The 21,282-nt window shown below is 34.8% G+C and carries 51 protein-coding genes and 1 pseudogene; 32 read left to right on the top strand and 20 right to left on the bottom strand.

The window, feature by feature from the left end; translation table 11 throughout:
- Positions 1–450 precede the first annotated feature (450 nt).
- The 7 genes and pseudogenes from SIB75_RS04440 to SIB75_RS04410 all read left to right on the top strand — a co-directional run bounded on the left by SIB75_RS04440 (position 451) and on the right by SIB75_RS04410 (position 2,825).
- Positions 451–714, top strand: a complete 264-nt coding sequence (locus tag SIB75_RS04440; RefSeq protein WP_413684337.1) for a copper-binding protein — start codon at positions 451–453, stop codon at positions 712–714.
- A 107-nt stretch (positions 715–821) separates the two neighbouring features.
- Complete coding sequence (gene rluF / locus SIB75_RS04435; protein WP_413684335.1) at positions 822–1,541, top strand: 23S rRNA pseudouridine(2604) synthase RluF; 720 nt, start codon at positions 822–824, stop codon at positions 1,539–1,541.
- An 84-nt stretch (positions 1,542–1,625) separates the two neighbouring features.
- Positions 1,626–1,789: pseudogene (locus SIB75_RS04430) on the top strand (cupin domain-containing protein); the annotation flags it as partial.
- A 131-nt stretch (positions 1,790–1,920) separates the two neighbouring features.
- On the top strand, positions 1,921–2,094 hold the full coding sequence (locus SIB75_RS04425; protein ID WP_413390928.1) for a hypothetical protein: 174 nt from the start codon (positions 1,921–1,923) through the stop codon (positions 2,092–2,094).
- A complete protein-coding gene (locus SIB75_RS04420) occupies positions 2,091–2,231 on the top strand; it encodes a hypothetical protein (RefSeq protein WP_413684332.1) in 141 nt (46 codons plus the stop codon). Before SIB75_RS04425 ends, SIB75_RS04420 begins: the two co-directional genes overlap by 4 nt.
- Positions 2,232–2,438 carry a hypothetical protein gene (locus SIB75_RS04415; RefSeq protein ID WP_413390926.1) on the top strand — a complete coding sequence of 69 codons (207 nt, stop codon included), beginning with the start codon at positions 2,232–2,234 and terminating at the stop codon, positions 2,436–2,438.
- A 222-nt stretch (positions 2,439–2,660) separates the two neighbouring features.
- Positions 2,661–2,825, top strand: coding sequence for a hypothetical protein (locus SIB75_RS04410; protein WP_413684330.1), 165 nt, complete (start codon positions 2,661–2,663; stop codon positions 2,823–2,825).
- Here the strand turns inward: SIB75_RS04410 and SIB75_RS04405 are convergent.
- Positions 2,822–3,028: a hypothetical protein gene (locus SIB75_RS04405; RefSeq protein WP_413684328.1), complete on the bottom strand. Its 207-nt coding sequence runs from the start codon at positions 3,026–3,028 to the stop codon at positions 2,822–2,824. The genes SIB75_RS04410 and SIB75_RS04405 overlap by 4 nt on opposite strands.
- A gap of 38 nt (positions 3,029–3,066) precedes the next feature.
- Between SIB75_RS04405 and SIB75_RS04400 the strand changes: the two genes are divergently transcribed.
- The gene (locus SIB75_RS04400; protein ID WP_413684326.1) at positions 3,067–3,231 is read left to right on the top strand and encodes a hypothetical protein; all 165 of its coding nucleotides are present in this window, start codon (positions 3,067–3,069) and stop codon (positions 3,229–3,231) included.
- 51 nt (positions 3,232–3,282) lie between these two features.
- Here the strand turns inward: SIB75_RS04400 and SIB75_RS04395 are convergent, their stop codons facing one another.
- Positions 3,283–3,564: a galactose oxidase gene (locus SIB75_RS04395; RefSeq protein WP_413684324.1), complete on the bottom strand. Its 282-nt coding sequence runs from the start codon at positions 3,562–3,564 to the stop codon at positions 3,283–3,285.
- 420 nt (positions 3,565–3,984) lie between these two features.
- Between SIB75_RS04395 and SIB75_RS04390 the strand changes: the two genes are divergently transcribed.
- Together SIB75_RS04390 and SIB75_RS04385 are read left to right on the top strand one after the other, a co-directional pair.
- Positions 3,985–4,203: a hypothetical protein gene (locus tag SIB75_RS04390; protein WP_413684322.1), complete on the top strand. Its 219-nt coding sequence runs from the start codon at positions 3,985–3,987 to the stop codon at positions 4,201–4,203.
- Between the two features lie 60 nt (positions 4,204–4,263).
- Positions 4,264–4,449 carry a hypothetical protein gene (locus SIB75_RS04385; RefSeq protein ID WP_413684320.1) on the top strand — a complete coding sequence of 62 codons (186 nt, stop codon included), beginning with the start codon at positions 4,264–4,266 and terminating at the stop codon, positions 4,447–4,449.
- Positions 4,450–4,656: 207 nt separating this feature from the next.
- On the opposite strand, the gene SIB75_RS04380 is transcribed toward SIB75_RS04385, so the two are convergent.
- Positions 4,657–4,791, bottom strand: a complete 135-nt coding sequence (locus SIB75_RS04380; protein WP_413684318.1) for a hypothetical protein — start codon at positions 4,789–4,791, stop codon at positions 4,657–4,659.
- Positions 4,792–4,827: 36 nt separating this feature from the next.
- On the opposite strand from SIB75_RS04380, the gene SIB75_RS04375 reads away from it, so the two are divergent.
- From SIB75_RS04375 to SIB75_RS04365, 3 genes are all read left to right on the top strand, one after another.
- Positions 4,828–4,980 (top strand): hypothetical protein, encoded by a 153-nt coding sequence (locus SIB75_RS04375; protein ID WP_413684316.1) that lies wholly within the window; start codon positions 4,828–4,830, stop codon positions 4,978–4,980.
- A 213-nt stretch (positions 4,981–5,193) separates the two neighbouring features.
- Entirely contained in the window at positions 5,194–5,358 is a 165-nt protein-coding gene (locus SIB75_RS04370; protein ID WP_413684314.1) for a hypothetical protein, read from the top strand.
- Between the two features lie 172 nt (positions 5,359–5,530).
- A complete protein-coding gene (locus tag SIB75_RS04365; RefSeq protein WP_413684312.1) occupies positions 5,531–5,851 on the top strand; it encodes a DUF3303 domain-containing protein in 321 nt (106 codons plus the stop codon).
- A gap of 457 nt (positions 5,852–6,308) precedes the next feature.
- Here the strand turns inward: SIB75_RS04365 and SIB75_RS04360 are convergent, their stop codons facing one another.
- A complete protein-coding gene (locus SIB75_RS04360) occupies positions 6,309–6,908 on the bottom strand; it encodes a PCC domain-containing protein (protein WP_413684310.1) in 600 nt (199 codons plus the stop codon).
- Positions 6,909–7,153: 245 nt separating this feature from the next.
- Here SIB75_RS04360 and SIB75_RS04355 point away from each other — a divergent pair, with 245 nt between their 5' ends.
- Complete coding sequence (locus SIB75_RS04355) at positions 7,154–7,534, top strand: DUF1330 domain-containing protein (RefSeq protein ID WP_269606149.1); 381 nt, start codon at positions 7,154–7,156, stop codon at positions 7,532–7,534.
- An 81-nt stretch (positions 7,535–7,615) separates the two neighbouring features.
- Here SIB75_RS04355 and SIB75_RS04350 read toward each other — a convergent pair whose 3' ends face one another.
- The 3 genes from SIB75_RS04350 to SIB75_RS04340 form a co-directional block, all read right to left on the bottom strand.
- A complete protein-coding gene (locus SIB75_RS04350) occupies positions 7,616–7,702 on the bottom strand; it encodes a DUF3804 family protein (RefSeq protein WP_413684792.1) in 87 nt (28 codons plus the stop codon).
- Positions 7,703–7,813: 111 nt separating this feature from the next.
- A complete protein-coding gene (locus SIB75_RS04345) occupies positions 7,814–8,206 on the bottom strand; it encodes a hypothetical protein (protein ID WP_413684277.1) in 393 nt (130 codons plus the stop codon).
- On the bottom strand, positions 8,207–8,500 hold the full coding sequence (locus SIB75_RS04340; protein WP_413684308.1) for a Notch domain-containing protein: 294 nt from the start codon (positions 8,498–8,500) through the stop codon (positions 8,207–8,209). It lies immediately after the preceding gene.
- 171 nt (positions 8,501–8,671) lie between these two features.
- Here SIB75_RS04340 and SIB75_RS04335 point away from each other — a divergent pair, with 171 nt between their 5' ends.
- The 3 genes from SIB75_RS04335 to SIB75_RS04325 all read left to right on the top strand — a co-directional run bounded on the left by SIB75_RS04335 (position 8,672) and on the right by SIB75_RS04325 (position 9,793).
- Complete coding sequence (locus SIB75_RS04335) at positions 8,672–8,770, top strand: helix-turn-helix domain-containing protein (protein WP_413684790.1); 99 nt, start codon at positions 8,672–8,674, stop codon at positions 8,768–8,770.
- Between the two features lie 14 nt (positions 8,771–8,784).
- Positions 8,785–8,958, top strand: coding sequence for a hypothetical protein (locus SIB75_RS04330; protein ID WP_413684306.1), 174 nt, complete (start codon positions 8,785–8,787; stop codon positions 8,956–8,958).
- Positions 8,959–9,265: 307 nt separating this feature from the next.
- Entirely contained in the window at positions 9,266–9,793 is a 528-nt protein-coding gene (locus SIB75_RS04325; RefSeq protein ID WP_413684789.1) for a hemagglutinin, read from the top strand.
- Here the strand turns inward: SIB75_RS04325 and SIB75_RS04320 are convergent.
- Both SIB75_RS04320 and SIB75_RS04315 read right to left on the bottom strand, forming a co-directional pair.
- Positions 9,749–9,907: a hypothetical protein gene (locus SIB75_RS04320; protein ID WP_413684304.1), complete on the bottom strand. Its 159-nt coding sequence runs from the start codon at positions 9,905–9,907 to the stop codon at positions 9,749–9,751. The genes SIB75_RS04325 and SIB75_RS04320 overlap by 45 nt on opposite strands.
- A gap of 405 nt (positions 9,908–10,312) precedes the next feature.
- The gene (locus tag SIB75_RS04315) at positions 10,313–10,609 is read right to left on the bottom strand and encodes a DUF1330 domain-containing protein (RefSeq protein ID WP_413684302.1); all 297 of its coding nucleotides are present in this window, start codon (positions 10,607–10,609) and stop codon (positions 10,313–10,315) included.
- A 450-nt stretch (positions 10,610–11,059) separates the two neighbouring features.
- Here SIB75_RS04315 and SIB75_RS04310 point away from each other — a divergent pair, with 450 nt between their 5' ends.
- Positions 11,060–11,242, top strand: a complete 183-nt coding sequence (locus tag SIB75_RS04310) for a hypothetical protein (RefSeq protein WP_413684300.1) — start codon at positions 11,060–11,062, stop codon at positions 11,240–11,242.
- Positions 11,243–11,500: 258 nt separating this feature from the next.
- Here SIB75_RS04310 and SIB75_RS04305 read toward each other — a convergent pair whose 3' ends face one another.
- Together SIB75_RS04305 and SIB75_RS04300 are read right to left on the bottom strand one after the other, a co-directional pair.
- Complete coding sequence (locus tag SIB75_RS04305) at positions 11,501–11,788, bottom strand: hypothetical protein (RefSeq protein ID WP_413684299.1); 288 nt, start codon at positions 11,786–11,788, stop codon at positions 11,501–11,503.
- A gap of 390 nt (positions 11,789–12,178) precedes the next feature.
- Entirely contained in the window at positions 12,179–12,376 is a 198-nt protein-coding gene (locus SIB75_RS04300) for a hypothetical protein (RefSeq protein WP_413684297.1), read from the bottom strand.
- A 157-nt stretch (positions 12,377–12,533) separates the two neighbouring features.
- Between SIB75_RS04300 and SIB75_RS04295 the strand changes: the two genes are divergently transcribed.
- The 5 genes from SIB75_RS04295 to SIB75_RS04275 all read left to right on the top strand — a co-directional run bounded on the left by SIB75_RS04295 (position 12,534) and on the right by SIB75_RS04275 (position 14,346).
- Positions 12,534–12,881 carry a hypothetical protein gene (locus SIB75_RS04295; RefSeq protein WP_413684295.1) on the top strand — a complete coding sequence of 116 codons (348 nt, stop codon included), beginning with the start codon at positions 12,534–12,536 and terminating at the stop codon, positions 12,879–12,881.
- A gap of 102 nt (positions 12,882–12,983) precedes the next feature.
- Positions 12,984–13,145, top strand: coding sequence for a hypothetical protein (locus SIB75_RS04290; protein WP_413684293.1), 162 nt, complete (start codon positions 12,984–12,986; stop codon positions 13,143–13,145).
- Complete coding sequence (locus tag SIB75_RS04285; protein ID WP_413684291.1) at positions 13,138–13,269, top strand: hypothetical protein; 132 nt, start codon at positions 13,138–13,140, stop codon at positions 13,267–13,269. The genes SIB75_RS04290 and SIB75_RS04285 overlap by 8 nt, the downstream gene beginning before the upstream one ends.
- Positions 13,270–13,324: 55 nt before the next feature.
- The gene (locus tag SIB75_RS04280; RefSeq protein WP_413684289.1) at positions 13,325–13,474 is read left to right on the top strand and encodes a hypothetical protein; all 150 of its coding nucleotides are present in this window, start codon (positions 13,325–13,327) and stop codon (positions 13,472–13,474) included.
- Between the two features lie 632 nt (positions 13,475–14,106).
- Positions 14,107–14,346, top strand: coding sequence for a hypothetical protein (locus SIB75_RS04275; RefSeq protein ID WP_413684287.1), 240 nt, complete (start codon positions 14,107–14,109; stop codon positions 14,344–14,346).
- A gap of 270 nt (positions 14,347–14,616) precedes the next feature.
- On the opposite strand, the gene SIB75_RS04270 is transcribed toward SIB75_RS04275, so the two are convergent.
- Positions 14,617–14,901, bottom strand: coding sequence for a hypothetical protein (locus tag SIB75_RS04270; protein WP_413684286.1), 285 nt, complete (start codon positions 14,899–14,901; stop codon positions 14,617–14,619).
- Positions 14,902–15,129: 228 nt separating this feature from the next.
- Between SIB75_RS04270 and SIB75_RS04265 the strand changes: the two genes are divergently transcribed.
- The 4 genes from SIB75_RS04265 to SIB75_RS04250 all read left to right on the top strand — a co-directional run bounded on the left by SIB75_RS04265 (position 15,130) and on the right by SIB75_RS04250 (position 16,293).
- Positions 15,130–15,354 (top strand): hypothetical protein, encoded by a 225-nt coding sequence (locus tag SIB75_RS04265; RefSeq protein WP_413684284.1) that lies wholly within the window; start codon positions 15,130–15,132, stop codon positions 15,352–15,354.
- On the top strand, positions 15,338–15,568 hold the full coding sequence (locus tag SIB75_RS04260; RefSeq protein ID WP_413684283.1) for a hypothetical protein: 231 nt from the start codon (positions 15,338–15,340) through the stop codon (positions 15,566–15,568). The genes SIB75_RS04265 and SIB75_RS04260 overlap by 17 nt, the downstream gene beginning before the upstream one ends.
- A 206-nt stretch (positions 15,569–15,774) precedes the next feature.
- The gene (locus SIB75_RS04255; RefSeq protein WP_413684281.1) at positions 15,775–16,080 is read left to right on the top strand and encodes a hypothetical protein; all 306 of its coding nucleotides are present in this window, start codon (positions 15,775–15,777) and stop codon (positions 16,078–16,080) included.
- Positions 16,081–16,089: 9 nt separating this feature from the next.
- Complete coding sequence (locus tag SIB75_RS04250; RefSeq protein ID WP_413684279.1) at positions 16,090–16,293, top strand: hypothetical protein; 204 nt, start codon at positions 16,090–16,092, stop codon at positions 16,291–16,293.
- A gap of 47 nt (positions 16,294–16,340) precedes the next feature.
- Here SIB75_RS04250 and SIB75_RS04245 read toward each other — a convergent pair whose 3' ends face one another.
- From SIB75_RS04245 to SIB75_RS04230, 4 genes are all read right to left on the bottom strand, one after another.
- A complete protein-coding gene (locus SIB75_RS04245) occupies positions 16,341–16,730 on the bottom strand; it encodes a hypothetical protein (RefSeq protein ID WP_413684278.1) in 390 nt (129 codons plus the stop codon).
- Positions 16,730–17,122, bottom strand: a complete 393-nt coding sequence (locus SIB75_RS04240) for a hypothetical protein (RefSeq protein ID WP_413684277.1) — start codon at positions 17,120–17,122, stop codon at positions 16,730–16,732. Before SIB75_RS04240 ends, SIB75_RS04245 begins: the two co-directional genes overlap by 1 nt.
- A 64-nt stretch (positions 17,123–17,186) precedes the next feature.
- Positions 17,187–17,447, bottom strand: a complete 261-nt coding sequence (locus SIB75_RS04235; protein ID WP_413684275.1) for a hypothetical protein — start codon at positions 17,445–17,447, stop codon at positions 17,187–17,189.
- 2 nt (positions 17,448–17,449) lie between these two features.
- Positions 17,450–17,713, bottom strand: coding sequence for a hypothetical protein (locus SIB75_RS04230; RefSeq protein WP_413684274.1), 264 nt, complete (start codon positions 17,711–17,713; stop codon positions 17,450–17,452).
- Between the two features lie 283 nt (positions 17,714–17,996).
- Between SIB75_RS04230 and SIB75_RS04225 the strand changes: the two genes are divergently transcribed.
- Positions 17,997–18,182, top strand: a complete 186-nt coding sequence (locus tag SIB75_RS04225; RefSeq protein WP_413684273.1) for a hypothetical protein — start codon at positions 17,997–17,999, stop codon at positions 18,180–18,182.
- Between the two features lie 27 nt (positions 18,183–18,209).
- Here the strand turns inward: SIB75_RS04225 and SIB75_RS04220 are convergent, their stop codons facing one another.
- Positions 18,210–18,419 carry a hypothetical protein gene (locus SIB75_RS04220; protein WP_413684272.1) on the bottom strand — a complete coding sequence of 70 codons (210 nt, stop codon included), beginning with the start codon at positions 18,417–18,419 and terminating at the stop codon, positions 18,210–18,212.
- A 263-nt stretch (positions 18,420–18,682) separates the two neighbouring features.
- Between SIB75_RS04220 and SIB75_RS04215 the strand changes: the two genes are divergently transcribed.
- Entirely contained in the window at positions 18,683–18,808 is a 126-nt protein-coding gene (locus tag SIB75_RS04215; protein ID WP_413684271.1) for a hypothetical protein, read from the top strand.
- Between the two features lie 52 nt (positions 18,809–18,860).
- Here SIB75_RS04215 and SIB75_RS04210 read toward each other — a convergent pair whose 3' ends face one another.
- Positions 18,861–19,031 (bottom strand): hypothetical protein, encoded by a 171-nt coding sequence (locus SIB75_RS04210; RefSeq protein WP_413684269.1) that lies wholly within the window; start codon positions 19,029–19,031, stop codon positions 18,861–18,863.
- 253 nt (positions 19,032–19,284) lie between these two features.
- Between SIB75_RS04210 and SIB75_RS04205 the strand changes: the two genes are divergently transcribed.
- Positions 19,285–19,431, top strand: a complete 147-nt coding sequence (locus SIB75_RS04205) for a hypothetical protein (protein ID WP_413684268.1) — start codon at positions 19,285–19,287, stop codon at positions 19,429–19,431.
- 216 nt (positions 19,432–19,647) lie between these two features.
- Here SIB75_RS04205 and SIB75_RS04200 read toward each other — a convergent pair whose 3' ends face one another.
- Entirely contained in the window at positions 19,648–19,824 is a 177-nt protein-coding gene (locus SIB75_RS04200; RefSeq protein ID WP_413684267.1) for a hypothetical protein, read from the bottom strand.
- Positions 19,825–20,149: 325 nt separating this feature from the next.
- On the opposite strand from SIB75_RS04200, the gene SIB75_RS04195 reads away from it, so the two are divergent.
- Together SIB75_RS04195 and SIB75_RS04190 are read left to right on the top strand one after the other, a co-directional pair.
- A complete protein-coding gene (locus SIB75_RS04195; protein ID WP_413684266.1) occupies positions 20,150–20,464 on the top strand; it encodes a hypothetical protein in 315 nt (104 codons plus the stop codon).
- Between the two features lie 198 nt (positions 20,465–20,662).
- On the top strand, positions 20,663–21,019 hold the full coding sequence (locus tag SIB75_RS04190; RefSeq protein WP_413684265.1) for a DUF2834 domain-containing protein: 357 nt from the start codon (positions 20,663–20,665) through the stop codon (positions 21,017–21,019).
- A gap of 51 nt (positions 21,020–21,070) precedes the next feature.
- Here the strand turns inward: SIB75_RS04190 and SIB75_RS04185 are convergent, their stop codons facing one another.
- Complete coding sequence (locus SIB75_RS04185) at positions 21,071–21,280, bottom strand: hypothetical protein (RefSeq protein ID WP_413684264.1); 210 nt, start codon at positions 21,278–21,280, stop codon at positions 21,071–21,073.
- Positions 21,281–21,282 lie beyond the last annotated feature (2 nt).

The raw sequence follows: 21,282 nt of genomic DNA, 5'->3' as shown, positions 1-21,282 counted from the left end.
AAACCTCATCAAGACATAATTGACTTTATATAGTACGAGTCGATTAATAACCCCTTTAGTTATTGGAATTTCTAGAGGGGTTTCTTGTTGGTTATGTTAATTCCCGCTCAATTTCTTTTTGCGAATTTTTTCTCATGGTTTTCAACCATTGGAAAGAAGTTACTTATTTGCCCTTCAGTAGGAGACTCAAGTCTTTTCTATACTTCTGCCTAGTAGGTGCAAACTATCTCTTTAACCTCTTCACCATGTACAAATTTAATCTCGCCAGTATCTACATTTGCGACTTAGAAAAGAGTCGGGGCTAATCGATCCCTAGCACCTCCAACAAATGAGAGGACATACGCAGTAAACAAAGAAGATCTTTTTCCAGGTCCAATGACAAAAAAGTAGCGGTTAATCCATTTACGTTTAGTTGTTTTTGCTAGCTATTAATTACATATTCAATAAGTCATGTTCTTTAAAAGTAGTGATGTTCATATAAGCAATCCTTTCAAACTGTATTGGAAAAAAAACTGGACTTTTCAAATAGTTCACATGGAAGGTGGTATTCATATTGAAGCTAAAGGCCTAGGTATTTCTATAAAAGCCCCTTTCAAACCAAATGATAATCCCATGATTGCAGCAGATAGTTTAATTCTTAGAGAAGAGAAAAATAGAAGATCCTTATATAATTCTTGGAAACTTAAGAGAAGTAATCAAAAACTACACATGTAAAAGATTTCAATAGTTTTTTAAGCTATAGTTATTTTTTTCTTAATATTGCTTTATTTGACCGCAATTTGTCCGCATATTTAAAATAAATAAAAGGTAACTTTGACAAAATGGCTACCAGAATAAATAAATATTTAAGTGAAGTTGGTTACTGCTCTAGAAGAGTCGCAGATAGACTAATTGAAGAAGGGAAAGTAGCCATTAATGGTAAAATTCCAGAAATGGGTGCCAAGGTTAAGGAAGGTGATCAAGTAAAAGTTGACGGTCAAAGAATAGAAAAATCTACGAAACAAAAAATATACTTAGCCTTTAATAAGCCTGTTGGGATTGTTTGCACAACCGATAGAAGAGTAGAACAGGACAACATTATAGATTTCATTAAATATCCTACAAGAATTTTTCCTATTGGAAGATTGGATAAGCCCAGTGAGGGATTGATTTTTTTAACTAACGATGGAGATATCGTAAATAAAATACTCAGAGCAAGAAATAATCATGAAAAAGAATACATCGTAAGCGTTAATCGTCCGATTAATAGAGACTTTATTCAAAGTATGAGTAATGGAGTTGAAATATTAGAAACAATAACTAAGGATTGTTTCGTAAAACAATTGGGGGCAAAAAAATTTAAAATTATACTGACTCAAGGACTTAACCGTCAGATCAGGAGAATGTGTGAGTCATTAGGCTACAGAGTACAATCATTAAAGCGTGTAAGAATTATGAATATTAAGTTAGACGTACCAACAGGAAAATATCGCGAATTCACCAAAGAAGAACTATTAGAATTAAATGGATTACTCGAAAACTCTTCAAAAACATTTGACTAATCATATATTCCCTCTTTTTTAGCTTAATGAGATTACGTTTGTACGCATTTTGTCCGCTTTCGATGCGGACAGAATTTACTGAACAAAAAAGAGACTTGTTTATTGCTTGAGGGTGAAGTAACGGTCACGCCTGTGGGAGGAGATCCTGTAAATTTGGTACTGGTGATTTAGTTCTCTTCCCCGCAGGAATGGACTGTAGATGGGATGTTCATAAAGCGGTACGCAAGTATTATCGATTTGGTGATTAAACTAGGTAACCACTTTCAAATTCGATAAGACACATGTCTAAAGTTATTGCAATAGGAATTGTTGCGATCTTTATCCTTTCTGCTTTTGCAGGTTTATTCGGGACTCTTATAGCAAGCTAATCAATCTCGTCATGATTTATAAAATCGTTAGGCATGATAAAGAATCTGATGATATTACTGACCAATCATTTAGCAGCTATGACGAGGCATACGATCTATTAGAAGAAATATATTCCGATGTTTGTTGTTCTGATGCTGATTATGGGGACCGTCCCTATTATGAAATTATTGAGGTAGAAGAATGAAACTTATAGATAGGCATAAGCAGCTAATTGCTTGGTATCAAAAGAAGCTTGGTCTGACTGATTATGGATTACTTTGGCTTGTCTTTTTTAAAGGAGTTTTTTTAGCTCTAGTACTAGAAAGATTGATTGTCCACTAGATGTTTAATCAAGACGCTCTTTTGGAATATTTGAGTTCACCTGAGGGAATTAATACAATTATTGTTGGAATTATTTTAGTTGGAGCTATTAACGCAATTTTTATAACTTACAGCGTTAGGAGTACTTATGGAGCTGCTAAAACAGAAAGAGAAAAACTAAAAATTCAACAAGCTAAAATCGATAAATTATTTCCTAAAAAGGAATAGCATATATGACTCTTTTAAGACTATGGAGAAGAACATCAAGAGGCAGACGTCTCAATATTAAGCGTGTCATCTTATTTCCCGTAATCGTTTATTCAGCCTATATTTTCATTGATAGCTTTATGCCTGTTTTTATGGTTGGGTTTATAGTTTGGTTACTATATAGCTGGACTGGTAAACGGCGATTTTGGTAATGAAACAACCAAGTACATAGGGACTCATATAATGAAGATAATCTTTTTGATTGCTATTCTTTGTAGTCTTACTTTTCCAAGTGTTCGAATAACCCTTGCAGATTTATTAGAGAGTACGTCTGATTATTTATATGATTCAGCAAAAAAGGAAAAGACTTTTATTCCCTATTGGTTGAAGAAAGTTCGAGATGATTAATTATTTTTTCTTTCGTTTTCATACTTTTGTTTGACCTCATCCATAGTTAGTTCAAATCCATTCAGCTTCTTATAAGCCTGTTGATAATCCTTCTTGCAGTAGTCGATAACATGCTCAAGGTACTTGTCAGGGTCTTCTTCGCACCTGGCTCTCTCAAATATGTAGAACATAATCTCATCTAATATTTCAGGTCTGCATTTCATTGAGTTTTAAGAATTCAATTTCCTTTATTATCTCTTGTATGAAATCATCTACGTGGAAACCGACTAAAGAAGAACGGGAAGTAATGGAAGCAGTTTGGATGCAGGTTAAAGGTGCATGCGAGAAATTAAAAGAAGAAACCAATGCCAAAGATGAGCACATCAGAAAAATGCTCAAAGAGATGGCTGATCGTTATTACTCATAAATAATCTTAAAAGCCCTCACAGGTACTTAAAAGCTCTTACATGTCAGAGGTCTATGCCGCCTCGGGACACCATCCAATCTTATTCTCGAGTCGCTGCATCCAACACTGACACTTTGAAGTCAGGTGTTCTCCATGAGGAATAAGACGTTGATGTAGATGACAGGCAAGAATGGTTCTGCAATGCCTGTCGCAGCAATAATTGAAATGTTGACATGTCATGCAAACGCTAGCTGAACGTGTGTGTTTAAGACTGTCTTCTTCGAGATAGTCCCACTCCTCTGCTGGGATGTAACGCTTCTGGGGTAGAACTTTTTGGGTGCGATACGGAGACATTGCCTTAATCCAATAGGTTCTGCTACCACTGAATTCCAATCTGATGCACGAAAAACGGCATAGGGTGAGGACGTTGGAGCCATATGTCTGTAGCAGTACACCTGTACTAGCAACGATAAGGAGGTGTTGTCAAGTGGTTCTTTAATGGATTAATTGATTCTGAAATAAACAGTACATATGCGGTGAGATCTAAGTGTCTTTGGTTTCTATTTGGTTAGAGTTGATTAGACGAGTTTTTGGAAAATCACTCCTTATTAGAAGGGGAATAATTCTTGTTCTCTAAAAAGATTAGTCACAACAAAAGTAAAAACTTATTTAAAATTTTTAAGTTTTTTTATTAATTGGGTATTTCTTTCAGGTAGTAAAAATCAATGTCTTTAGCGAATCTAGTTATGTCGAAATCTAATCTTTCTCCCAACTATGCCTTTCGCGCTTATTTCTGGAACTGGTAATTGGGTTCCTTCTCATTCCCTTCTTTACATTGTTTTGATCGTGGGGGCGCTCCTTACAGCTGGAGTCGCTATGTCAGCTTTTTCATTTTACGAAGATTATTATTGGGGGGATGAGGGTTTTAGAGATCAGCTTAGGTTTCATCCTACAAATAGGAATTCATCCAATCAAAAGACTAGAAAGGTCTAAACAGGATTTAAAAATACAAGGAGACCTTCATATTGCTCAGTCCTTTGCCATGATGGATAAATGAGTTTCGCTGATAACTGGGCAAGGGTTTTTGTTGTGATTACGTTTCTGACTTTTGGAGAAGCTCAAATTATTGGTGGAATCGTTCCGAACCTTATTGCTTTTAGCTTGTTTCTTAGAGCGATTGGATATTTTGCTTTGACTGGGAAAATGGCTGAGATGTTTGGCTGGAAAAACAAGAAATGACAGATATAGAAATTACGACTGGAATTAAAAATTGCCGGAATTTATGGAGCGAGTCCTACTAATGCTAGGAGTGGTCAATGGCTTAAAAATTAGAGTTTCACCAAGCAGGAAACAAACCAAGCGGCAAAAATAATTTTTCCCAAAATGAGATATGGAACAAACTTAAAAGCCTTCTTTTCGAATGCTGCTTTGTCAAATGCTGGTTTATCAGTTGAAGTCATGAGAAAGAAGCAACTGAATTTCTAGCGGGGTTAAATCACTATTTTCTATTCCCCAAAGTTCTCCCTTGTCTGAAGCTTCAAGAATGGATTCGTAAAAATCAGGTGAAAAATTTTTAGGCATTATGCTGATTAAACGATTACAGAAGTAGCAACAACAATGGACCCTGATGCAAGGATTAGCGCAGGGATACAAAAAAGAGCTAGGAATTTAGCTGCTGAAGAATTATTGATTGAAGTCATGGCGGTTAAGGGTGAAGGTTTTTCGGCTAAACAAGGATTAAAATTCCGATCGCCGATGTTTATAAGATAAAAATCATCTTTCTACTACCGTTGTTCGGTTGAGGTAGGGCTAACCAGATCGGGCGTTAAAAGGGAGTTTTACTGATGACTATCTAAGAAACCATACTTGAAGATCATTTCAGTTGTTCTCATTAACTTGTTAGATTAAATATACGTTCGCTCCATCTTTGTGGGGTGCATCAAATGGAAGTAGGAACGGGATTTCCAGTAATTTAAAAAAGCCATGAACAACCTAGTTCTAACGAAAAAGCGCATCAAAAAGGTAGAACGGCTTCACGCTGCTCAACTTACAACATTTAAGAAGGGAGTATTTACTTCTTACAAACCTTCAGTTTTTGAAGAAAGACAAAATCAAGCTCGTAATGAGGTTGCAGCGAAAGTTTCTTGATCAAGAATTGAATCCTTAACAGCCGATCGTTATCGGAAAAAGAGGGCTGACTTAGGTCAGCCCTTTTTATTAAATAGAGCTGACAAGATGTTTAGTCCCACACGTTGATTCCATTTGATACATCGAAATTGGAAGGAGTATGTAATCCTTTAATTTCAGTTTTCTCAATTTGATGGCTTACTACCACGTCCATGGTTTAATTCCTGACACGCTTGCTCAATCAGAGGGTTATCAATTATTCGAGCAATATATTGCCAATGGAGCACCAAAAGATAACTTCGATGGCTTTGAATTAATCAGTAGAGTTCATGCTCCTCAGACAGGGGAAGTCTTTGTTATCTGCAAAGCTGAGAACCATTTAAAAGTTGCTGAACATTTTGCTATTTGGAGAGCAAAATTTGGTGTTGAGTGGGACGTCAAGCCAGTTTTTAACGATGAAGAAGTTATCAAAAGAAATAAGCAAGTTGCAGAGGAAATAGCAGCTATGGGCTAATTCAGGATTAAGCAAATAATTTATCTGAGGAGTATTTTTTAATACTTCAAAAATTAATTGGGCTGACTTAGGTCAGTCCTTTTTTATTTGCTAGCCAAGTCAACTATTTAGTTCGAAACCCCATATTAGAAGAATCAAGCCTAAGGCCATAGTCACAATTGCAGCATAAGGATATCGACTCATTTGGTATTTGGTAGGCCAAGGTGACCAAGAGAAAAGCCTTTCTTCTCTACTTACCTTTTTCTGCTTTGAAGCTTTTGGAGGTAATCCAAGTTCTTTTCTTCTCTTTGCTTATCCCATCGATTATTTGAATGAAAACAAAATAATAAGAGTCCCTCGATCAGATTGATGAAAAAAGATTTAACAGATATAGAGATTACAGCAGGAGTTGGAGAAAGGTTGCACAAATCTATGGAGTAAGTCCTACGACAGTTGGAAGGTGGAGTTTAATAACTCACTAACTGCTTAATTTGCCAGAAGCGTGAAGTTCAGCTAATTCTGAGTAACCACCAATAAATTCTTCATCTATAAAAATTTGAGGAAAGCTCGAATAATTACTTCTTTTATGAAGGGAATTAAAATCATCATCATTTTCGATCACTTTTATTTCATGTGGTATTTGTAATGTTCTCAGCATCCGAACAGCTCTCGAGGACCATGGACAATCTGGAAGTATAAATATTTCAACTGTTTGTTGATTAGTATTAACTTCTTTTTTATTTATAGTTTCTTCAAGAAATCCTATTAATAAGTCAACGCCTTTAAGTATTATCGTTCCCTCCTCTAAGTGACCGGCCCATACCTTGCATTCTCCATCTGAAAGACTTATATGAAGATGACATTTGTTTGGTGATATTGTTCCATTTAAGGCTATTATTTCTAGATGATTCTCAACTGTAGTAACTTGTCCTTTCCCCGGACATTGAAATTTAGCTATAGATAAATTACCTACCACACTCAAAACATATCCAGATTTATTCTCTTTTATCGCCAGAGCTTGAAGACTATTAAGAAGATCACTTCCAGATTCAAGTTGTAATGTCTTTGGATAAATCAAATTTCAAGAATAATCCCAAAAAATATTATCCTCTTGTTTGGAAGTTTTTGAGTTTATGGAGTTTTTGTAAAAATATGATTGAAGCAATAAGAGTTTCATAAAACCTTTCTAGCTAATCTAGTTCATCTCATCTTCTTGCTGTAACCAAATTGCCCCTGACATATGTGGTGTACGTCCTACTGCTGTTAGGAGGTGGTCAGTTCAGTAATAAGCCGATATTCTGCCAATGATCTTTAAAAATTCAAATGAAGAAAACTGCGATTGTAGGTGTTGTTGCCGCGGCCATAGGGCTTGCTGTAGGTTCTCAACTTCCTAAATCTGGTACTGCGGGATATGCCGTAATTACAGGAACCACAAAAGATAGAGAAGCAGCTAAAGAGTATTTTCAAAACGTTAATCAATTCACTAAAGAATGTGGTTTTACAACCTTGGTATTAGATAGAAATACAGATATACGAGAAGGGAATAAGAGAGGAGATGGTGGTCCTCTAACTGTTATTGCAAGACATCCAAAGGGTAAGGATGCAGTAATTAAATGTTACGAATCTGATGAATATCAAAGGCTAAAAGCAATACGAGCACCTCATACAAATTGGAATTTCCGACTAACAGAAGGAAAACTATAAATAAAAAGGGGGCAGTTAGCCCCCTAAAAAATCGACTTTCAACCGAGCTTTTACATTAAATGTTCGACAGGGAAGTATTGGTTAATTCCAAGTTGAAAGATCTGTGGTTCCTTGTGATCTTTGCATCCAGGAAATCTTCCAAGTGCCATCAATTTTCTTGAAAATCAATGAATAACTAGATAAATCATTACTTTATCCAAAAGCCCATATCGTTTCTTATCTGTCTGTCATAGGCTGCAAGAATTTCTTTTAGTGTCTTCTTATTAGTCAAGCGGTTCATTATTTTCCTTTTAGTAATCCATAAGTACATAAAACTGGGTTTGTAATGAGAACAATCCAAAACGGTGGTGGTGGACCAGCATCAACAATTACTCCTGCATTAAGAGTATTGAATACTGCAACTATTAAGAGGCAAGACATTAATGCCAATTCACCTAGTAAAACTTTCTTGGCAGATTCGTGATCTCTGATGGAACTAGAAATTATCAATAAGAATCCAATACCTATATTTGTTGCTGCAACAACATCTGCTGTTCCTCTAATAAATAATAATGTCTCTGCTGAGACTGATGGGGCAATGGTATCAACAGAAAAAATCAACATGTTTATTAGCAGCACCCCCAATACCAAGTGAAGCGATCCAACAGTTTTTAGGATTGTTTTTATTTTCATTTATTTACCAATAGCTTTTTGACTCGTACAGGTTTGATATGCCAAAGCTTTAGCAAAGTCATTTGTATCAAGTCCAAACTCTTCTAATTGTTTCGCATTAAATTTTTCGAGAACTTCAGGGTCGGTATAAAGCTCTGAATATGTACGAACACACGAATTTTTATTCCTTGATTCTTGAATGACAGGATTGACCCAGCATCCGAATAGAACTAAGAATCCACCAAAAGTAACGGCTCTTCTATGGTTTCTCCACCATTCATAACTGTTGAGATTTAATACTTTTTTAAAATCCATGAAATAAAGTTTTTTGTCGAAGTCGCAGAACTTGTTGTTTTTCACTCGACATTAACCAAGAATTTATAAAACTAAAATGACCTCCTTTACATGCGTAATGGTGTGGCTTTGTGTCGCAGTGTTGTTCCCCCTGATGCTCTTTATCTGGGCGTTAGAAAATAAAGAACAAGAATTAACAGGTATAGAAATCATGGGTGGAGCTGGAGAAAGATTACAACTATTTATAATGTCTCCCCGACAACAGTTAGAAGGTGGTCTATACCTAAATAAATACCTTATCTAACATGGCAAAGGCATTTCGTGTTGATGCAGGATTTGATAACCCTGATGTAAGCCGAACATTTTTGTGGATTCAATTTGGTGTCTTTACTGGATTAAATGTTTTTTTTCTAGTTATGTTCCTTTTATATAAATTCAATCCTGCTTTTCATAGTGTGATCACTGGAAGATCTCTATAGCCTCTTCTTCAATTGGTGGCCATAGCCTAATAAGTTCCTTTTTTACGACAATTAAAGTAGTGCTTTCCTACTCCCTACAAGTAAAAAGAAGGATTAGAAAAAGGGTGTAAGAAAGGAGGTCTTATGAGACTATTTACTCCCTTCACCATCCCCAAAAAGGAAAACTGCGATCTTTGCAGGATTGAGAAGAATAAGAAAAAAGTAGTTGAGAATCCATTATTAGATAACCTTTTTAAAACCCTATATAGGCAAAAATTTGATTTTGTTTTTGACTGACCTTGAAAACAACAGTAAAGGAGGATTTGAAATGCGTTTAAATTTTGTTCCTACTCATGTTTTCCGTGAGACACCTCAAGTCTCTTTCTTCGATGCAGGAGTAAAAGGATGTAATGGCTCTGATGTAGTCATTCATCACGGCAATGCCATCTCACCTCCAAACGATGGAGATTTTGAACAGTATTACGTACATCGACATCAAATTGATCACAATTTAGTCATTGAAGGTAGTCGCATTTTTACTTTGATCAATCCCGAATGGGATGAACCTCATCACATCATTTATTTAAATCGTGCGATGGGTGCACTTCAAATTCCTGTCGGAACATATCATCGATCAATCTCTAATAAAGAAGGAAGTATTGTTCTAAACCAAGCCGTAAGAGATGAAAAATTTAATCCTGAAAATGAATTTATACCAGTTAGTTTAAGAGACAGAAAAGATCTACAAGAAGCTCAAAAGAAAAATCCTGTTTACTGGGTTTGGGAAAAAGATCAAGTTAAAAGGATTAAGTTAGATCAAGGCCTTCATTGCAATCGCCCAATTAGGACATTTTGAATTAAAACCCAGTCTATTTTTACTTTCTCCAGACGCAACTTTTACAACTATTCCATCGGTAGGAAGATTCTCAAATAATTCACCAGCCAACCATTCCTTATGCCATCGCTTCACTTGTTTAGGATCAGCAGTTCCGTCTGGAATAAATCTCGTCTTTTTATTTTCTAGTCATTCGATAAGTGACATAAAAGAACAATCCAAGTACTGCAAGATTTGCTATGGCATATGTGATTGCTATTCCCATTAGCTATCTATCTTTTTTCTTCTAAGGAAATAAACCCAAGAAAGAAATCCCATTAATAAGGTCGCATCAAGAGCAAGATGCCAAGGAGCTAAAAGGTTATGGACAAGATCGTTCATTAGCCTTCAATTATTGTTTCTTAGGACCATCTCAGACTGATTTTTTAGGACCACTGAATTTTGCCTGAAAATCCTGAAAAACCTTTTTCCAGTAATTAAAAACAGAATCATGAATGGGTTTGTTAATAGGCATGCACTGGTTTATGAAAATTTGTAGTTTTAATGAGTTACATCGCCATCCATGATGGTGATGTTGGTATCTGTTGAATTAGCCCAGCGTAACTTGCTTAGCTCTTGATATTCCGAACTGTTGTAAGCATCAATGGCAGTTTGCTTTGATGGGAACTCAATAATGACAGCTAACTTTCCACCCTTTCCTTCGACAGTTTGTCCCTCCATATCCTTAGCGAAAACTGAGCCACCTACTGACTCAACCCAAGGTTGAAAGGCTTCAACATATTCAGCAAAAGCTGGATTAGTAACTGTTGTAGTAACGAGCCAAAAACCCTTAGCCATCAAATAAAAATCAATTCAAAAGAGTTTTACATACTCCATCTGGTTTGGATAGAAATATCAGAGAACCTAACTAAATTATCAAGCATTCTCAATATTTAAATTGCTTACAAGAAAGTTTTCCACAGAAACCCTTGCAAGCTTTTGCTTGAATTTTGTCATTGCAAGGCTTTTCAATAAAAAAGACCCTAGGTATGGTGTCCTACGGCCTAGGTGATGGGGATCTTATTTCTAGCCGCATTTCTTCAAAGAAGCAACACCCGCTATATCTGGTGTCTAAGTGTGAAGTTTTGTTAAATGAATCTTTATATGGTGTTATGAGAACTTGAATACCTCTGAGTTGTTATTAATGTCTTGTTTGACTGGGTGATGGGTCTCAGTCTTTTGGTTCATAAAGGTTAAGCATCGTTAATTCAATTGAGGCTTGACCTTTAATTCTTTGGAAAAATTTTTATGAATCTTGGATTGCTTTTTCTCGAATCTGTTTCAACTGGAGTGATTACTTCAGAAGAGATGAATTGGGTAACATCTAATCAGCCTCATTTTTCTCGCGTTGAAGAAGCGACTGCTTTGAAACTCGGTCGTCTATTGGATCAAGGCTTAATTCAAATTGGTTGTCGTATTGGTCACAACTAAACATTCATTCGACTACTAAAAATCGAATCAAATCATCTGAAGCTTTTGAATTAGCTCTGATTGCTTGACGGGCTTTATTTCGATGACTATCATTTTGTCATCGCTGGATGATGGGGATCAATCAGATGATGTTACGAGCTCTTTCTATAAGGGCTTTTTTTATTGAAAATTTTGTATGGCAGCAGGCAAGCAATCGATAAAAAAAGGGGGGGCTAAATGCCCCCCTCATAATTGTCTCTCATCCACTGACCGTATTTACTAAGCAGTGACTTTTTCTTTCTTTTTCTTGGCTGGAGCAAGAGCTTTGATCTCTTCTTGTAGTTCATGCTCACGTTCATCGAGAACTTTGACTCGAGCTTGATAACTCTCTTCCAACCTCTTACGAGAAGTCTCGATATTATCAAGTTCTTCTTGTCGTTGATTACGCTTGATTTCTTCTAGCTGACTATCAGAGACAACATAAACAGTTCTCATAGGAGAGAAGAAAGAATCAGCGAATACTGCGTCAAATAAAGAGGAATACATAACATTCATTTCAAAGGACATATCTACTTTGACTCGACTAGTTGGAATTTAAAATGTTGCAAACCGAAGAACTCTATTCGGTAACTACGGGCAAGATCGGTTGCTACTACTAATTGGTTGGGTATGCCGATAGATTAATAGTAAGTCTTATACAAAACTCTTTACTATTAGTTAGTGCAAAATGGAGTTAGCAATTGAATTAGATTTTGTTATTACCGAGTCTTAAAATAAAAGTTCTGATAATTCTTTTCTAATCAAAGTGATCTAAAAATCAAATCAGTATAAATTACTGTTTTATCTTGCATTTTTTGCGGGAGGCATTGAAACCTCCCTAAAGCCTGAGCCAGTAATCAAAGTATAGGCAGAGACCCTAGGAAAGGTTTAATTGAAAGCGTAATAATTGAGATGGATTCATTTACCACCATTACATTGGATAATAGCTACGACTGCAGAATTATATTTCTGACCTAGCTTTTCCAAACAGTAAATTTCCGCTGTGGTTTTAATTGCTACTGGAACTTGAGTTAGAGCTAAAAGCATCAGCGCAAATCCAGTCCCTGGTGCATGAATATTTAATTTTAAACCGCTCATCCATGTTCTTTTAGACATGCACATCAATCATTTACTCCTTTTTATAGCTATCCCTGGGCGATAGTTAATGCTTGTATTAATTTTTACCTTTATCAAAATCAAAGTCATGAAAACAGGATGAATTAACTCAATAATCGTTTTTTAAGTTAAAAATAATCTGCAAAATAAATTCTCAATGGTCTCAAACTTTTACATCGTTCATCACGAATTCAGAGCTGGTACTTCTTCTAAGTGGTGGAAAACTGCTTATGCAGCCATGGCTCCTGGTGGAGGATGGGATGAAGCTGTAGCAGCCAACAAAGAAAAAGGGTTTTTCAACCACTCAGCTAATGCTGTTTCTGCTGATGGTCCTATCTACTGTATTTGGGAAATAAAAGAGGGGATTTCTATAGAAGAATTCCAGGAATTCATTGATGGTCCCACAGGGCCTGGTTTTGGACTAAATGCATTAATGAATATCTGCAAACCAATAGACACATCATTAATGAACGGACAAACTCCATACCCAAGAGTTTTTTCTTAAACCTGTCAAAATAAAAAAGGTTGACAGCCGATTGCCATCGGAACCATTAGGGCTGACTTAGGTCAGTCCTTTTGGAATTTTCATTTACGGGAAGAAGGATTAATGGTTCCAATTTTCGCGACTTCTACAAAAGCAAACCTACTGATTTATTTAGGTGGTGGTGGTTTTGTTTTACTAGGAGCTTTTTATTTTGGTCGCCTGGTTACATTCTTTTTCCCAAAAAATCCATTAATCAGAAAAGGGAAGGAGGAGAACGATGCCTAATGTGAAATTAAATTCTGGTTCAGATGATGTTGGGATGAAATTCAAGATCATCGGAATTTCAGTGACCTTTGGTTTAAACGCAATTGTTTTTATTTGGTATTTCTTCTTCTCAGGTCTTACCTAAAAAGAATCATGAGGGAAGAATGAACTTCGCTGATAACTAGGCCAGGGTTTTTGTTGTGATTACGTTTCTTAGTTTTGGAGAGGCTCAAATTATTGGTGGCATCGTTCCAAATATGATTGCATTTGTTTTGTTCCTTGTAGCAATCGGATACTTTGCTTCAACAGGGAAAATGGCTAAGATGCTCTGCTGGAAAAACAAGAAATAAAGAAAGCTATCACTAGCAAGTAACGACTCAAGAGATCCCGTTGAGATCCCAGTCTCACTTTCCCATTAAAAAAGACAGGCTGGGAAACCTCTCTCTGACTGATCGGGGCGACAGGATTCGAACCTGCGACCTAGTGCTCCCAAGCAACAACAAAGCTAATGATTAATAAACTGATGCACTATCAAGGAGATTAAAACACCTGTCCATATTCCTTTGAACAGTGTTGGATAATCAGCTTGGTTTATATCTTTTTCAATTGTCATTTGACTTAGATCTTTATTCATATTGAGAAATAGTTTTATTTATTCTTTATTGATTTTACTTTAGTTTTTTATAAAAGAATGCTATTAATTAATACATTACTAAGTCTTGATTTATACGTTAACGAAAAATAAAAATTAATGTCTTTTAATAGTCTATACAAATAAAAAGTATTAAACCTGAAATTAAAATTTAGAGTAGAGATGAGAATTATGTTGGTTACTATGCTTTTTAAAATGGTTACACTATGGTGAGTATTTCGTTACATCCAAAAGCAATATTCGTTATAACTAAATACATAGAAAAAAGTTATGAATAAATAACTTCGACTTCTAGAAAATTAAATGAGTAATTTTAACGATTTTCAAAAAATGATAAAAAATTTGGATGATGAAAATTTATCAGAGCTTTGTGAGGAATTTCTTACTAATCATGAGGCTGCGATGAATTTATTATTTAAATATTGTAGTGATTTTGGATTAATATTTGATAGTCAAGAAATTAAAGATAATATGACAATAATGCATAAGAATGGCGACTTTGATAGGATTGTATGTTTTGGGATTGAATTATCAGAAAATCAATTATATAAGAAATTTCATCCTTCTTGAATAGTTTTCGGGCATTTTAAAATGCTGATTTGCCTTTACTTGATCTAAGAAGAAATAAAGTAGGCAATGCTAATAGAACTGTTACTGAAGTAATGAGTATTAGATTGATAGTCAACGAACTCACTCCTAGTTGAGAGGATGATAATGCAAAAAACATTGGATTTGAAGTCGAAGGTGTTTTATTTTTAACTATATTCTTTTTAAATTTTTTTCTTGTAAAAGGTTGTAGCAATTATTCTCTATTTTTGATTTAGTTTTCATTATTCTGATTTATGGTTTTGTATTGAGTTCACTTTGTATTTCTTTCTTTTTCTTTAGAGCTTCTTTTTCGATTTCTTTTTTTGCATCTGCTTCTTTTTCAGAAGCTATTTTTGCTGCTAATGCAACTGATTCTTCATGAGCTATCTTTTCCTCCAGTTGTCCTGTTGCTCTCATCCATTCATTCACACTGACTTCCTTACCTGCCGCTTCGCATTCTTTCATAAATCTTAGGAAGGGAAACCAATCATGATTTGCTGTCTCAGGGTTGCTTAGATTTAAACTATCTTCAGGCATTTATTAGATTTTATGGTTTTCGAATTATCTATTATTTTTTGTATTGCATTTCGATTTATTTTACGAGATTAAAGTTCCTTTTATACTTCAAACCTCCATGTGATTTTTTTACTTCAAAAAAGTAAATATTTAATAATTTCTTTGAATAAATAGTGATGTTAGTTAGTTCCTTTTTGTATATAGATTTTAATTTTTATCTTAATTTAGTAGGACTAAGAAACATTGATTATGGAATCTTCATTGGCGCTAGCTATTATCTTGACATTTGTCGGGATAATTATTTTCATATTAATTTCAAAAAATGATCTCGGAGTGACAACTTTAAAGAAAGATCCTGAGGCTCATACGACTCTGATCGGGTCAGTAGCTAAAGGCATTCCTGGAACTGATATCTTAGAGTCAGGCAAGGTACAAATCACAAAAGATTCAACTAAAAATGCAGTTCACAACTAATGTAGATTCAAGTGAAGAAGTTATTTGGTCATTGATTTTAAATAATTTGACCTCTAAATTATCCACTGAAGCTTCAGCTGCGACATCTAGTTTCTATCGAACTAAGGATGGTATTGAGTGCTCAGTCAGAAAAAAGAATGGAGATTTGATTGCTAATTGTTATTCCGAATCAGATCGCATGGGTAAACGCCGTTGGACTATCGATCTAAAGTGATTTCATGAAACGATAGACGTTTATTTTGTAAATTAAATCCAATACTTTTTAATGGTTTCATGGCTTAAATTAATCCGTGTAGTAATTACTTGAGATACCTTGATGTAAATAAGAAACAAGATTGTGTTTCATTTCTTCTAGACTGTCTTTAGGTATAGGAGCGAAAATGAAATACATATTTTCCAAGTCTGAGACAGTATATGTTCATGTCATCTGCTGATTCTATTATCTTTAAGAGCCGAGCAGAATGTTTTAGTAATAGTAAGCTTCATTCCTTAGATAAATATTGGAGTATAAACAACTCACATCCTATGCATAACCAAATTCATGAAATAATTGAAAACATTTTAAATGCTAGAGGTGAAAAGACTATCAAGCAGTCAAGATTAGATTTGGTTAGGAACCTTGAAAGATCTTTATCAATCTCCACTCCTATGGGGCGTTTGAGTGCGAATATAATTTCTGTTATTTCAAGTTTAATTATGTCTAAGGTTAAGCCAACTAATTTATAAATATCTAAAATGAGTAGTCAATATAAATCTTTAATTGAAGCCAGAGATCAATGGCAGAGTGATATAAAAATGTACAAGGATTTTCTTAAAGGAGAGTCTAAAACCTTTGAAGGTAGATACGGTGCAGAAGAATATATTTCAATGGCTGAGAATAGATTGAACGATATCAACCTAAAGTTAAAGGAAATAAAGAAAGAAAATCTATCTGAATAGATCAAAGATGAGAAGCCCAGCGGTTAGAGCGAATAGGAAGAGGCGTTTCATTTTAATTCTCTTAAAATAGCTCGTGAAAATTCAAAAATCCCCTGAATGAGCACCCTTGAATAGACGGAAGTAATTGCTAATGTCCAATAAACCAATGGAATAACAAGGAGAATCCACCAAATCCTGAAAATATTTGACCAGATAAAATTTAAAGTTGGTATAACTCCAACAAATATCAAGCTTAAAAGAAAAACCAATATCAACACAAATTTCTTACCACCTTTCGTCTTAATAAATGTCAGTAAAGGTCTTATAAATTTTTCAGGTAGCAAATCTGCCCAACGAGATGGTCGATACTTTATCCAAAAGCCCATATCGTTTCTTATCTGTCTGTCATAGGCTGCAAGAATTTCTTTTAGTGTCTTCTTATTAGTCAAGCGGTTCATTATTTTCCTTTTAGTAATCCATAAGTACATAAAACTGGGTTTGTAATGAGAACAATCCAAAACGGTGGTGGTGGACCAGCATCAACAATTACTCCTGCATTAAGAGTATTGAATACTGCAACTATTAAGAGGCAAGACATTAATGCCAATTCACCTAGTAAAACTTTCTTGGCAGATTCGTGATCTCTGATGGAACTAGAAATTATCAATAAGAATCCAATACCTATATTTGTTGCTGCAACAACATCTGCTGTTCCTCTAATAAATAATAATGTCTCTGCTGAGACTGATGGGGCAATGGTATCAACAGAAAAAATCAACATGTTTATTAGCAGCACCCCCAATACCAAGTGAAGCGATCCAACAGTTTTTAGGATTGTTTTTATTTTCATTAATAGAATCCGAAAGTCGAAGTCGCAGAACTTGTTGGTTCTCACTCGGCATTAAAGCATCTAATTATTCAACAAGCTCAAGAGAATAAACAGTGTCTTTGTATCCATTGGCTTTGTCCCACTCTTTCATTTCTGGTGAACTTGTCGCCGCACCAAACCCTTCGAGATCTGTTACTTCAAGTATTAAGTGACTTTTGCCATCATTTACTTTGATGAGTTCATATTCTTTGACGTATTTATGACCTTCCTTTTCATGGAAGTCAGCAACAAATTTCTCAAAGACTTCAAAAGTACAGGTAAATGTGGAAACGATAAGAGTGTTCATTTTTAATCAACAAGCTCAATTTTATAAACGGTATCTTGGCAATTATTCTTTTTATCCCATTCCGTAGCAACTGGATCAGCCATAGCAGCTCCCAATTTTTCCAAGTCAGTTACATTCATAAGTAAATGGGATTTATGCTCGTCAACTTTCACAAACTCGTAAGCCGTTACAAATTCCTTGCACATATCTTCTAGAAATAATTCAGTAACGTCTTTTAAAAAAGAATCAAAACTACAGCTAAAAGTGGAAACGATCAGGGTATTCATTAAAAGGTGGTGACAGTCTTAAAGAGGTTTACATACTTCCTTTAAAGTTTCAGTTCAGAAGGACATTTCTTCAGGCTCTTCTAACAAATGTATTTCTAAAACTAATGTCACTGTCACTCACTTGCGCTTTTTCATGTCTTTGCGCTGTGCTTATGTTCAACTAATGCTATTTATGTGGGCGTTAGATACCAAAATACCATAGTTAACAGATATAGAAGTTACGGCTGGAGTTTGATCCAATTCAATTTAGAGAAAAATTTCTTGATCGGATTAAAATTGAGCCATGACACCAAAGAAGCTACCACCACACATAGTGCTTCAAGAATCGAAGGAAGTGATTTTCTACTTGGAAAAACCATTGCCTTCAGAAATCACAATTCCTACATGGATGAAATCTTTCCCTGATGATTACGAAGGGATGATTATGACAAATGCCTGCTTGTTTAAAAGATTAAAAGATCACTCATGAATCGGAATTAATAGAATTTATTGAGACTTAATCTTCTTTCTTTGCAACAGGTTGAACTTCTTCGACAGGCTGAGTTTCTTCGGCAGGCTGAGTCTCTTTAACAGACTTAGATTCTTCAACTGGTTGATTTCCTTTAAAAAGTTCAGAAATTTTGTCGCTAATTTTCTTTGAAAGTTCAACGATTTTCTGACTTATCTCTTTTAAATAGTCAGAAAGTTTTTGCAGAAAGTTTTTCATTGATTAAAAACACCTATAAAAATCAGATAACCTTATAAAGATTGCGGACTCATATAAACATTTTTAATAAAGAGTGTCACTGGAGCCTAATACTCAAAACAAATGCAGTTGTGCTTTTTTGTCGCTCAAATAATTAATTCGGATACATTAGGCGTTGAGAATAATATCCTTGATCTCTTCTTTACTTACTCTTATATGTCTAATTCGTACTTTTCATTAAATGAATTAACTCACAATATATCTATAGATTGTAGTTAAAAAAAATGACTCTTGAGATTTCAGAAATTGTTCTCGCCAAATCATTTTTGGTCTTAGGCTTACTGGCGTTTGCTTGTATCGGATTCGCATCGCTAGTTAATCAAAAACAAAAAGAAGCTGCTGTTAAATAAACTTATTCTCTACTTTTTAATAGAGCAATACTTTCTAAAAAGAACCAAATAGTTAGTCTCCTTTTTTATTATCATCACCTGAATAAGGATGAGTATCTATATCTGGTGGTGGATTATTACCAAAGTCATCAACTAAAGCATTTGCTTCGCTAGTGAAAAATTTGCTGAACCATTGCTTGGTTGCAATTATGGCAGTCCAAATTTTGTCTCTTTTTCTACTCATGACAATATTCCTTTTATAGTTTCTTCATTATAAGACAGGTGTTTTTTCTTATTCTCACCTGTTCCAACAGGGTTTAAAAATAGATTAGGAGACAGGGCACGCAGGTAGAAAAAATAAGTGCCTGTCTCAAAGGGGGCGACCAAAATCTCGTCCCCTTCTTCATGTCTTTTTTCTTTGAATTTGTAAAAAGCGAACTTGCCAATAATGAGTTCTTCGTACTAACTAGGTATGAAATGTCTATCCATTATCTGCCATGAGATTTGCAGTCACAATGGTTAATTCAAAAGGAAAGACACACGAAGAGACCGTCATTGCCAACAATAAACAAGAGGCAATGTGGCAGGCACAGGATTGCAATCCATTCTCAAAAATTATTGAAGCCAATTGGGTTTACAAGTAAGAGAATTCCTTAAAGGAAATCCTCCTCGCTTGTTGAATCATTCAACGATGCTGACACGATCTAAAAAAGCAAAATAATCCTCATAATGACTTTACCTTCTTATTTTCATTTGTTCTGTAAGGTCAGCACAACCACTTTGAGGAGTTGGAGTTTGTTATAAAAGATAGTGTACTAATTATCCCTTGAGCTCTAATCGAAGTCGATGTCTAACCTTAATTATGCTGCTTCAATTGTTTCAACCTCTATTTTTTTTGAATCTGTTTTTTTCAAAAAAGCTGATTTACCTTGACCTGACTTAAAAAGGAAAAATGTTGGCAAAGCTAATAAAACAACTATAGCCATCAGAAGGATAAGATTAATGGTGAAACTACTGACTCCTAGCTCGGAAGACATTAAAGATAAAATCATGCAAATAAAACTAAATAAATTTATTATCAAATTAATCCAAAAAAAAATAATCCTAATCTAAAAAACTGAGACAAATAATAGCAAGAGAATAAAAAAAGGCATGTCCAAAAGTCCTATTAAGCACATAGACTTGTAACCAATAGACGATAAAACCCTCAGGTTAGGGCGAGTAGTTGGAAAAGGTTATTATATTTATCTGATTTTTTAAAACTAAGGTTAGTTCAAATTTTTACCGGATTATGTGCGTTATTGGCTAACCCTATTTACCCGAGCTTCGTTAGTATTTTTTTTTGATTTGTCGTTCCCAATTGTGTTTCAACTTTCAAAGCTAAAAATTATTGAACAAATTATTGAAGAGTGGATTTATTGCTATCCAAGCAGAACCATTTCACAAGAAAAGATTGAAATTCTAAAAGAACAACATTATCAAAATCTAAAAGATGATATGAGAGGCGTTGTAAGTGGAATAGTCTCTGCCCCAGCATGGATTTGTCGGGAGATTGATTTGGAAGAAGGGGCTAACTGGTTCTTAGTAGTAGCAACTTGCTTGGATTTAATCCACTCTAATAAAGAGGGGAAAATAATCACTAAATATACTGATCATTTTTATAACAACCTTGGTTGATCAATAATTGTCTAGTTATTTCAGTCCCTAACTACCTAAGGGCTGATATTAATAACAAGATTGATTGGTTTTTAACTTAACTTTTTACCTCCTACACCTTTCCCTAACTTTTAGAAAACAGGGACATATGAATTTTGTTGATTTTTTATACATCAATAGATCATCCTTTTTAGCTATAAATGATTTTTATTTAAACCAATGTGGTCTAACATTCGCCTTTCTATTTATGGCGTAACGGCACTAGCTGGATTGATTTGGCCTTTTTATTTTATAGCCAAATTTGTAGGTCAGGTTCAAAGTGGTTCTGTCGGAAGCTCAATTATCGAAATAGCTAATTCTTTTATTGATGGAGCTTGGGCAACACCAACATCTGGTTTCGTTTCTGCTGATACAGCAGTTCTATTAATTGGAATATTTGCTTTCTATGCTGCCGAGGGGAAAAGACTGCAAATGAAATTATGGGGTGTTTACTTCCCTCTTACTTTTCTAATTTCATTAGCTTTCTCATTTGGTGCTTTTATGTTTATGAGAGAAAGAAGTATCAATGGAGAATAAAAAACAAGAAGCAGATAATCTTAACTTGTTTTATATTTTAATAGCAAAATACTAATGATTGATTCTTGTAGAAAATTGACGTTTTGATGCGTGAGAAGAGTAGAGAAAAACAATTATCAATAATAGCCATACTCCTCCTGCTAAAAAGAAAATTGGAGCATCATTAAAGATCTTAATTGAAAAAATATTTTTTGTTATTGGTATTAGACCTGTAGAGACAAAGACAAAACCTGAAACATAAGCAACTATAGATTTAGTCATGA

It is taken from the genome of Prochlorococcus sp. MIT 1011, assembly GCF_047305235.1.
In the GTDB taxonomy this organism is placed as follows: Bacteria; Cyanobacteriota; Cyanobacteriia; order PCC-6307; family Cyanobiaceae; genus Prochlorococcus_B.
The sequence above is the reverse complement of the archived record's forward strand: the minus strand, read 5'-3'. Positions and strand labels throughout refer to the sequence as shown.

What these genes read in the sequence shown, in the direction of transcription:
- SIB75_RS04440 (WP_413684337.1), top strand. Translation starts at nt 451, where the DNA reads ATGTTCTTTAAAAGTAGTGATGTTCATATAAGCAATCCTTTCAAACTG.
- rluF (WP_413684335.1), top strand. Translation starts at nt 822, where the DNA reads ATGGCTACCAGAATAAATAAATATTTAAGTGAAGTTGGTTACTGCTCT.
- SIB75_RS04425 (WP_413390928.1), top strand. Translation starts at nt 1,921, where the DNA reads ATGATTTATAAAATCGTTAGGCATGATAAAGAATCTGATGATATTACT.
- SIB75_RS04420 (WP_413684332.1), top strand. Translation starts at nt 2,091, where the DNA reads ATGAAACTTATAGATAGGCATAAGCAGCTAATTGCTTGGTATCAAAAG.
- SIB75_RS04415 (WP_413390926.1), top strand. Translation starts at nt 2,232, where the DNA reads ATGTTTAATCAAGACGCTCTTTTGGAATATTTGAGTTCACCTGAGGGA.
- SIB75_RS04410 (WP_413684330.1), top strand. Translation starts at nt 2,661, where the DNA reads ATGAAGATAATCTTTTTGATTGCTATTCTTTGTAGTCTTACTTTTCCA.
- SIB75_RS04405 (WP_413684328.1), bottom strand. Translation starts at nt 3,028, where the DNA reads ATGAAATGCAGACCTGAAATATTAGATGAGATTATGTTCTACATATTT.
- SIB75_RS04400 (WP_413684326.1), top strand. Translation starts at nt 3,067, where the DNA reads ATGAAATCATCTACGTGGAAACCGACTAAAGAAGAACGGGAAGTAATG.
- SIB75_RS04395 (WP_413684324.1), bottom strand. Translation starts at nt 3,564, where the DNA reads ATGTCTCCGTATCGCACCCAAAAAGTTCTACCCCAGAAGCGTTACATC.
- SIB75_RS04390 (WP_413684322.1), top strand. Translation starts at nt 3,985, where the DNA reads ATGCCTTTCGCGCTTATTTCTGGAACTGGTAATTGGGTTCCTTCTCAT.
- SIB75_RS04385 (WP_413684320.1), top strand. Translation starts at nt 4,264, where the DNA reads ATGAGTTTCGCTGATAACTGGGCAAGGGTTTTTGTTGTGATTACGTTT.
- SIB75_RS04380 (WP_413684318.1), bottom strand. Translation starts at nt 4,791, where the DNA reads ATGCCTAAAAATTTTTCACCTGATTTTTACGAATCCATTCTTGAAGCT.
- SIB75_RS04375 (WP_413684316.1), top strand. Translation starts at nt 4,828, where the DNA reads ATGGACCCTGATGCAAGGATTAGCGCAGGGATACAAAAAAGAGCTAGG.
- SIB75_RS04370 (WP_413684314.1), top strand. Translation starts at nt 5,194, where the DNA reads ATGAACAACCTAGTTCTAACGAAAAAGCGCATCAAAAAGGTAGAACGG.
- SIB75_RS04365 (WP_413684312.1), top strand. Translation starts at nt 5,531, where the DNA reads ATGGCTTACTACCACGTCCATGGTTTAATTCCTGACACGCTTGCTCAA.
- SIB75_RS04355 (WP_269606149.1), top strand. Translation starts at nt 7,154, where the DNA reads ATGAAGAAAACTGCGATTGTAGGTGTTGTTGCCGCGGCCATAGGGCTT.
- SIB75_RS04345 (WP_413684277.1), bottom strand. Translation starts at nt 8,206, where the DNA reads ATGAAAATAAAAACAATCCTAAAAACTGTTGGATCGCTTCACTTGGTA.
- SIB75_RS04340 (WP_413684308.1), bottom strand. Translation starts at nt 8,500, where the DNA reads ATGGATTTTAAAAAAGTATTAAATCTCAACAGTTATGAATGGTGGAGA.
- SIB75_RS04330 (WP_413684306.1), top strand. Translation starts at nt 8,785, where the DNA reads ATGGCAAAGGCATTTCGTGTTGATGCAGGATTTGATAACCCTGATGTA.
- SIB75_RS04325 (WP_413684789.1), top strand. Translation starts at nt 9,266, where the DNA reads ATGCGTTTAAATTTTGTTCCTACTCATGTTTTCCGTGAGACACCTCAA.
- SIB75_RS04315 (WP_413684302.1), bottom strand. Translation starts at nt 10,609, where the DNA reads ATGGCTAAGGGTTTTTGGCTCGTTACTACAACAGTTACTAATCCAGCT.
- SIB75_RS04310 (WP_413684300.1), top strand. Translation starts at nt 11,060, where the DNA reads ATGAATCTTGGATTGCTTTTTCTCGAATCTGTTTCAACTGGAGTGATT.
- SIB75_RS04305 (WP_413684299.1), bottom strand. Translation starts at nt 11,788, where the DNA reads ATGTCCTTTGAAATGAATGTTATGTATTCCTCTTTATTTGACGCAGTA.
- SIB75_RS04300 (WP_413684297.1), bottom strand. Translation starts at nt 12,376, where the DNA reads ATGTCTAAAAGAACATGGATGAGCGGTTTAAAATTAAATATTCATGCA.
- SIB75_RS04295 (WP_413684295.1), top strand. Translation starts at nt 12,534, where the DNA reads ATGGTCTCAAACTTTTACATCGTTCATCACGAATTCAGAGCTGGTACT.
- SIB75_RS04290 (WP_413684293.1), top strand. Translation starts at nt 12,984, where the DNA reads ATGGTTCCAATTTTCGCGACTTCTACAAAAGCAAACCTACTGATTTAT.
- SIB75_RS04285 (WP_413684291.1), top strand. Translation starts at nt 13,138, where the DNA reads ATGCCTAATGTGAAATTAAATTCTGGTTCAGATGATGTTGGGATGAAA.
- SIB75_RS04275 (WP_413684287.1), top strand. Translation starts at nt 14,107, where the DNA reads ATGATAAAAAATTTGGATGATGAAAATTTATCAGAGCTTTGTGAGGAA.
- SIB75_RS04270 (WP_413684286.1), bottom strand. Translation starts at nt 14,901, where the DNA reads ATGCCTGAAGATAGTTTAAATCTAAGCAACCCTGAGACAGCAAATCAT.
- SIB75_RS04265 (WP_413684284.1), top strand. Translation starts at nt 15,130, where the DNA reads ATGGAATCTTCATTGGCGCTAGCTATTATCTTGACATTTGTCGGGATA.
- SIB75_RS04260 (WP_413684283.1), top strand. Translation starts at nt 15,338, where the DNA reads ATGCAGTTCACAACTAATGTAGATTCAAGTGAAGAAGTTATTTGGTCA.
- SIB75_RS04255 (WP_413684281.1), top strand. Translation starts at nt 15,775, where the DNA reads ATGTCATCTGCTGATTCTATTATCTTTAAGAGCCGAGCAGAATGTTTT.
- SIB75_RS04250 (WP_413684279.1), top strand. Translation starts at nt 16,090, where the DNA reads ATGAGTAGTCAATATAAATCTTTAATTGAAGCCAGAGATCAATGGCAG.
- SIB75_RS04245 (WP_413684278.1), bottom strand. Translation starts at nt 16,730, where the DNA reads ATGAACCGCTTGACTAATAAGAAGACACTAAAAGAAATTCTTGCAGCC.
- SIB75_RS04240 (WP_413684277.1), bottom strand. Translation starts at nt 17,122, where the DNA reads ATGAAAATAAAAACAATCCTAAAAACTGTTGGATCGCTTCACTTGGTA.
- SIB75_RS04235 (WP_413684275.1), bottom strand. Translation starts at nt 17,447, where the DNA reads ATGAACACTCTTATCGTTTCCACATTTACCTGTACTTTTGAAGTCTTT.
- SIB75_RS04230 (WP_413684274.1), bottom strand. Translation starts at nt 17,713, where the DNA reads ATGAATACCCTGATCGTTTCCACTTTTAGCTGTAGTTTTGATTCTTTT.
- SIB75_RS04225 (WP_413684273.1), top strand. Translation starts at nt 17,997, where the DNA reads ATGACACCAAAGAAGCTACCACCACACATAGTGCTTCAAGAATCGAAG.
- SIB75_RS04220 (WP_413684272.1), bottom strand. Translation starts at nt 18,419, where the DNA reads ATGAAAAACTTTCTGCAAAAACTTTCTGACTATTTAAAAGAGATAAGT.
- SIB75_RS04215 (WP_413684271.1), top strand. Translation starts at nt 18,683, where the DNA reads ATGACTCTTGAGATTTCAGAAATTGTTCTCGCCAAATCATTTTTGGTC.
- SIB75_RS04210 (WP_413684269.1), bottom strand. Translation starts at nt 19,031, where the DNA reads ATGAGTAGAAAAAGAGACAAAATTTGGACTGCCATAATTGCAACCAAG.
- SIB75_RS04205 (WP_413684268.1), top strand. Translation starts at nt 19,285, where the DNA reads ATGAGATTTGCAGTCACAATGGTTAATTCAAAAGGAAAGACACACGAA.
- SIB75_RS04200 (WP_413684267.1), bottom strand. Translation starts at nt 19,824, where the DNA reads ATGTCTTCCGAGCTAGGAGTCAGTAGTTTCACCATTAATCTTATCCTT.
- SIB75_RS04190 (WP_413684265.1), top strand. Translation starts at nt 20,663, where the DNA reads ATGTGGTCTAACATTCGCCTTTCTATTTATGGCGTAACGGCACTAGCT.
- SIB75_RS04185 (WP_413684264.1), bottom strand. Translation starts at nt 21,280, where the DNA reads ATGACTAAATCTATAGTTGCTTATGTTTCAGGTTTTGTCTTTGTCTCT.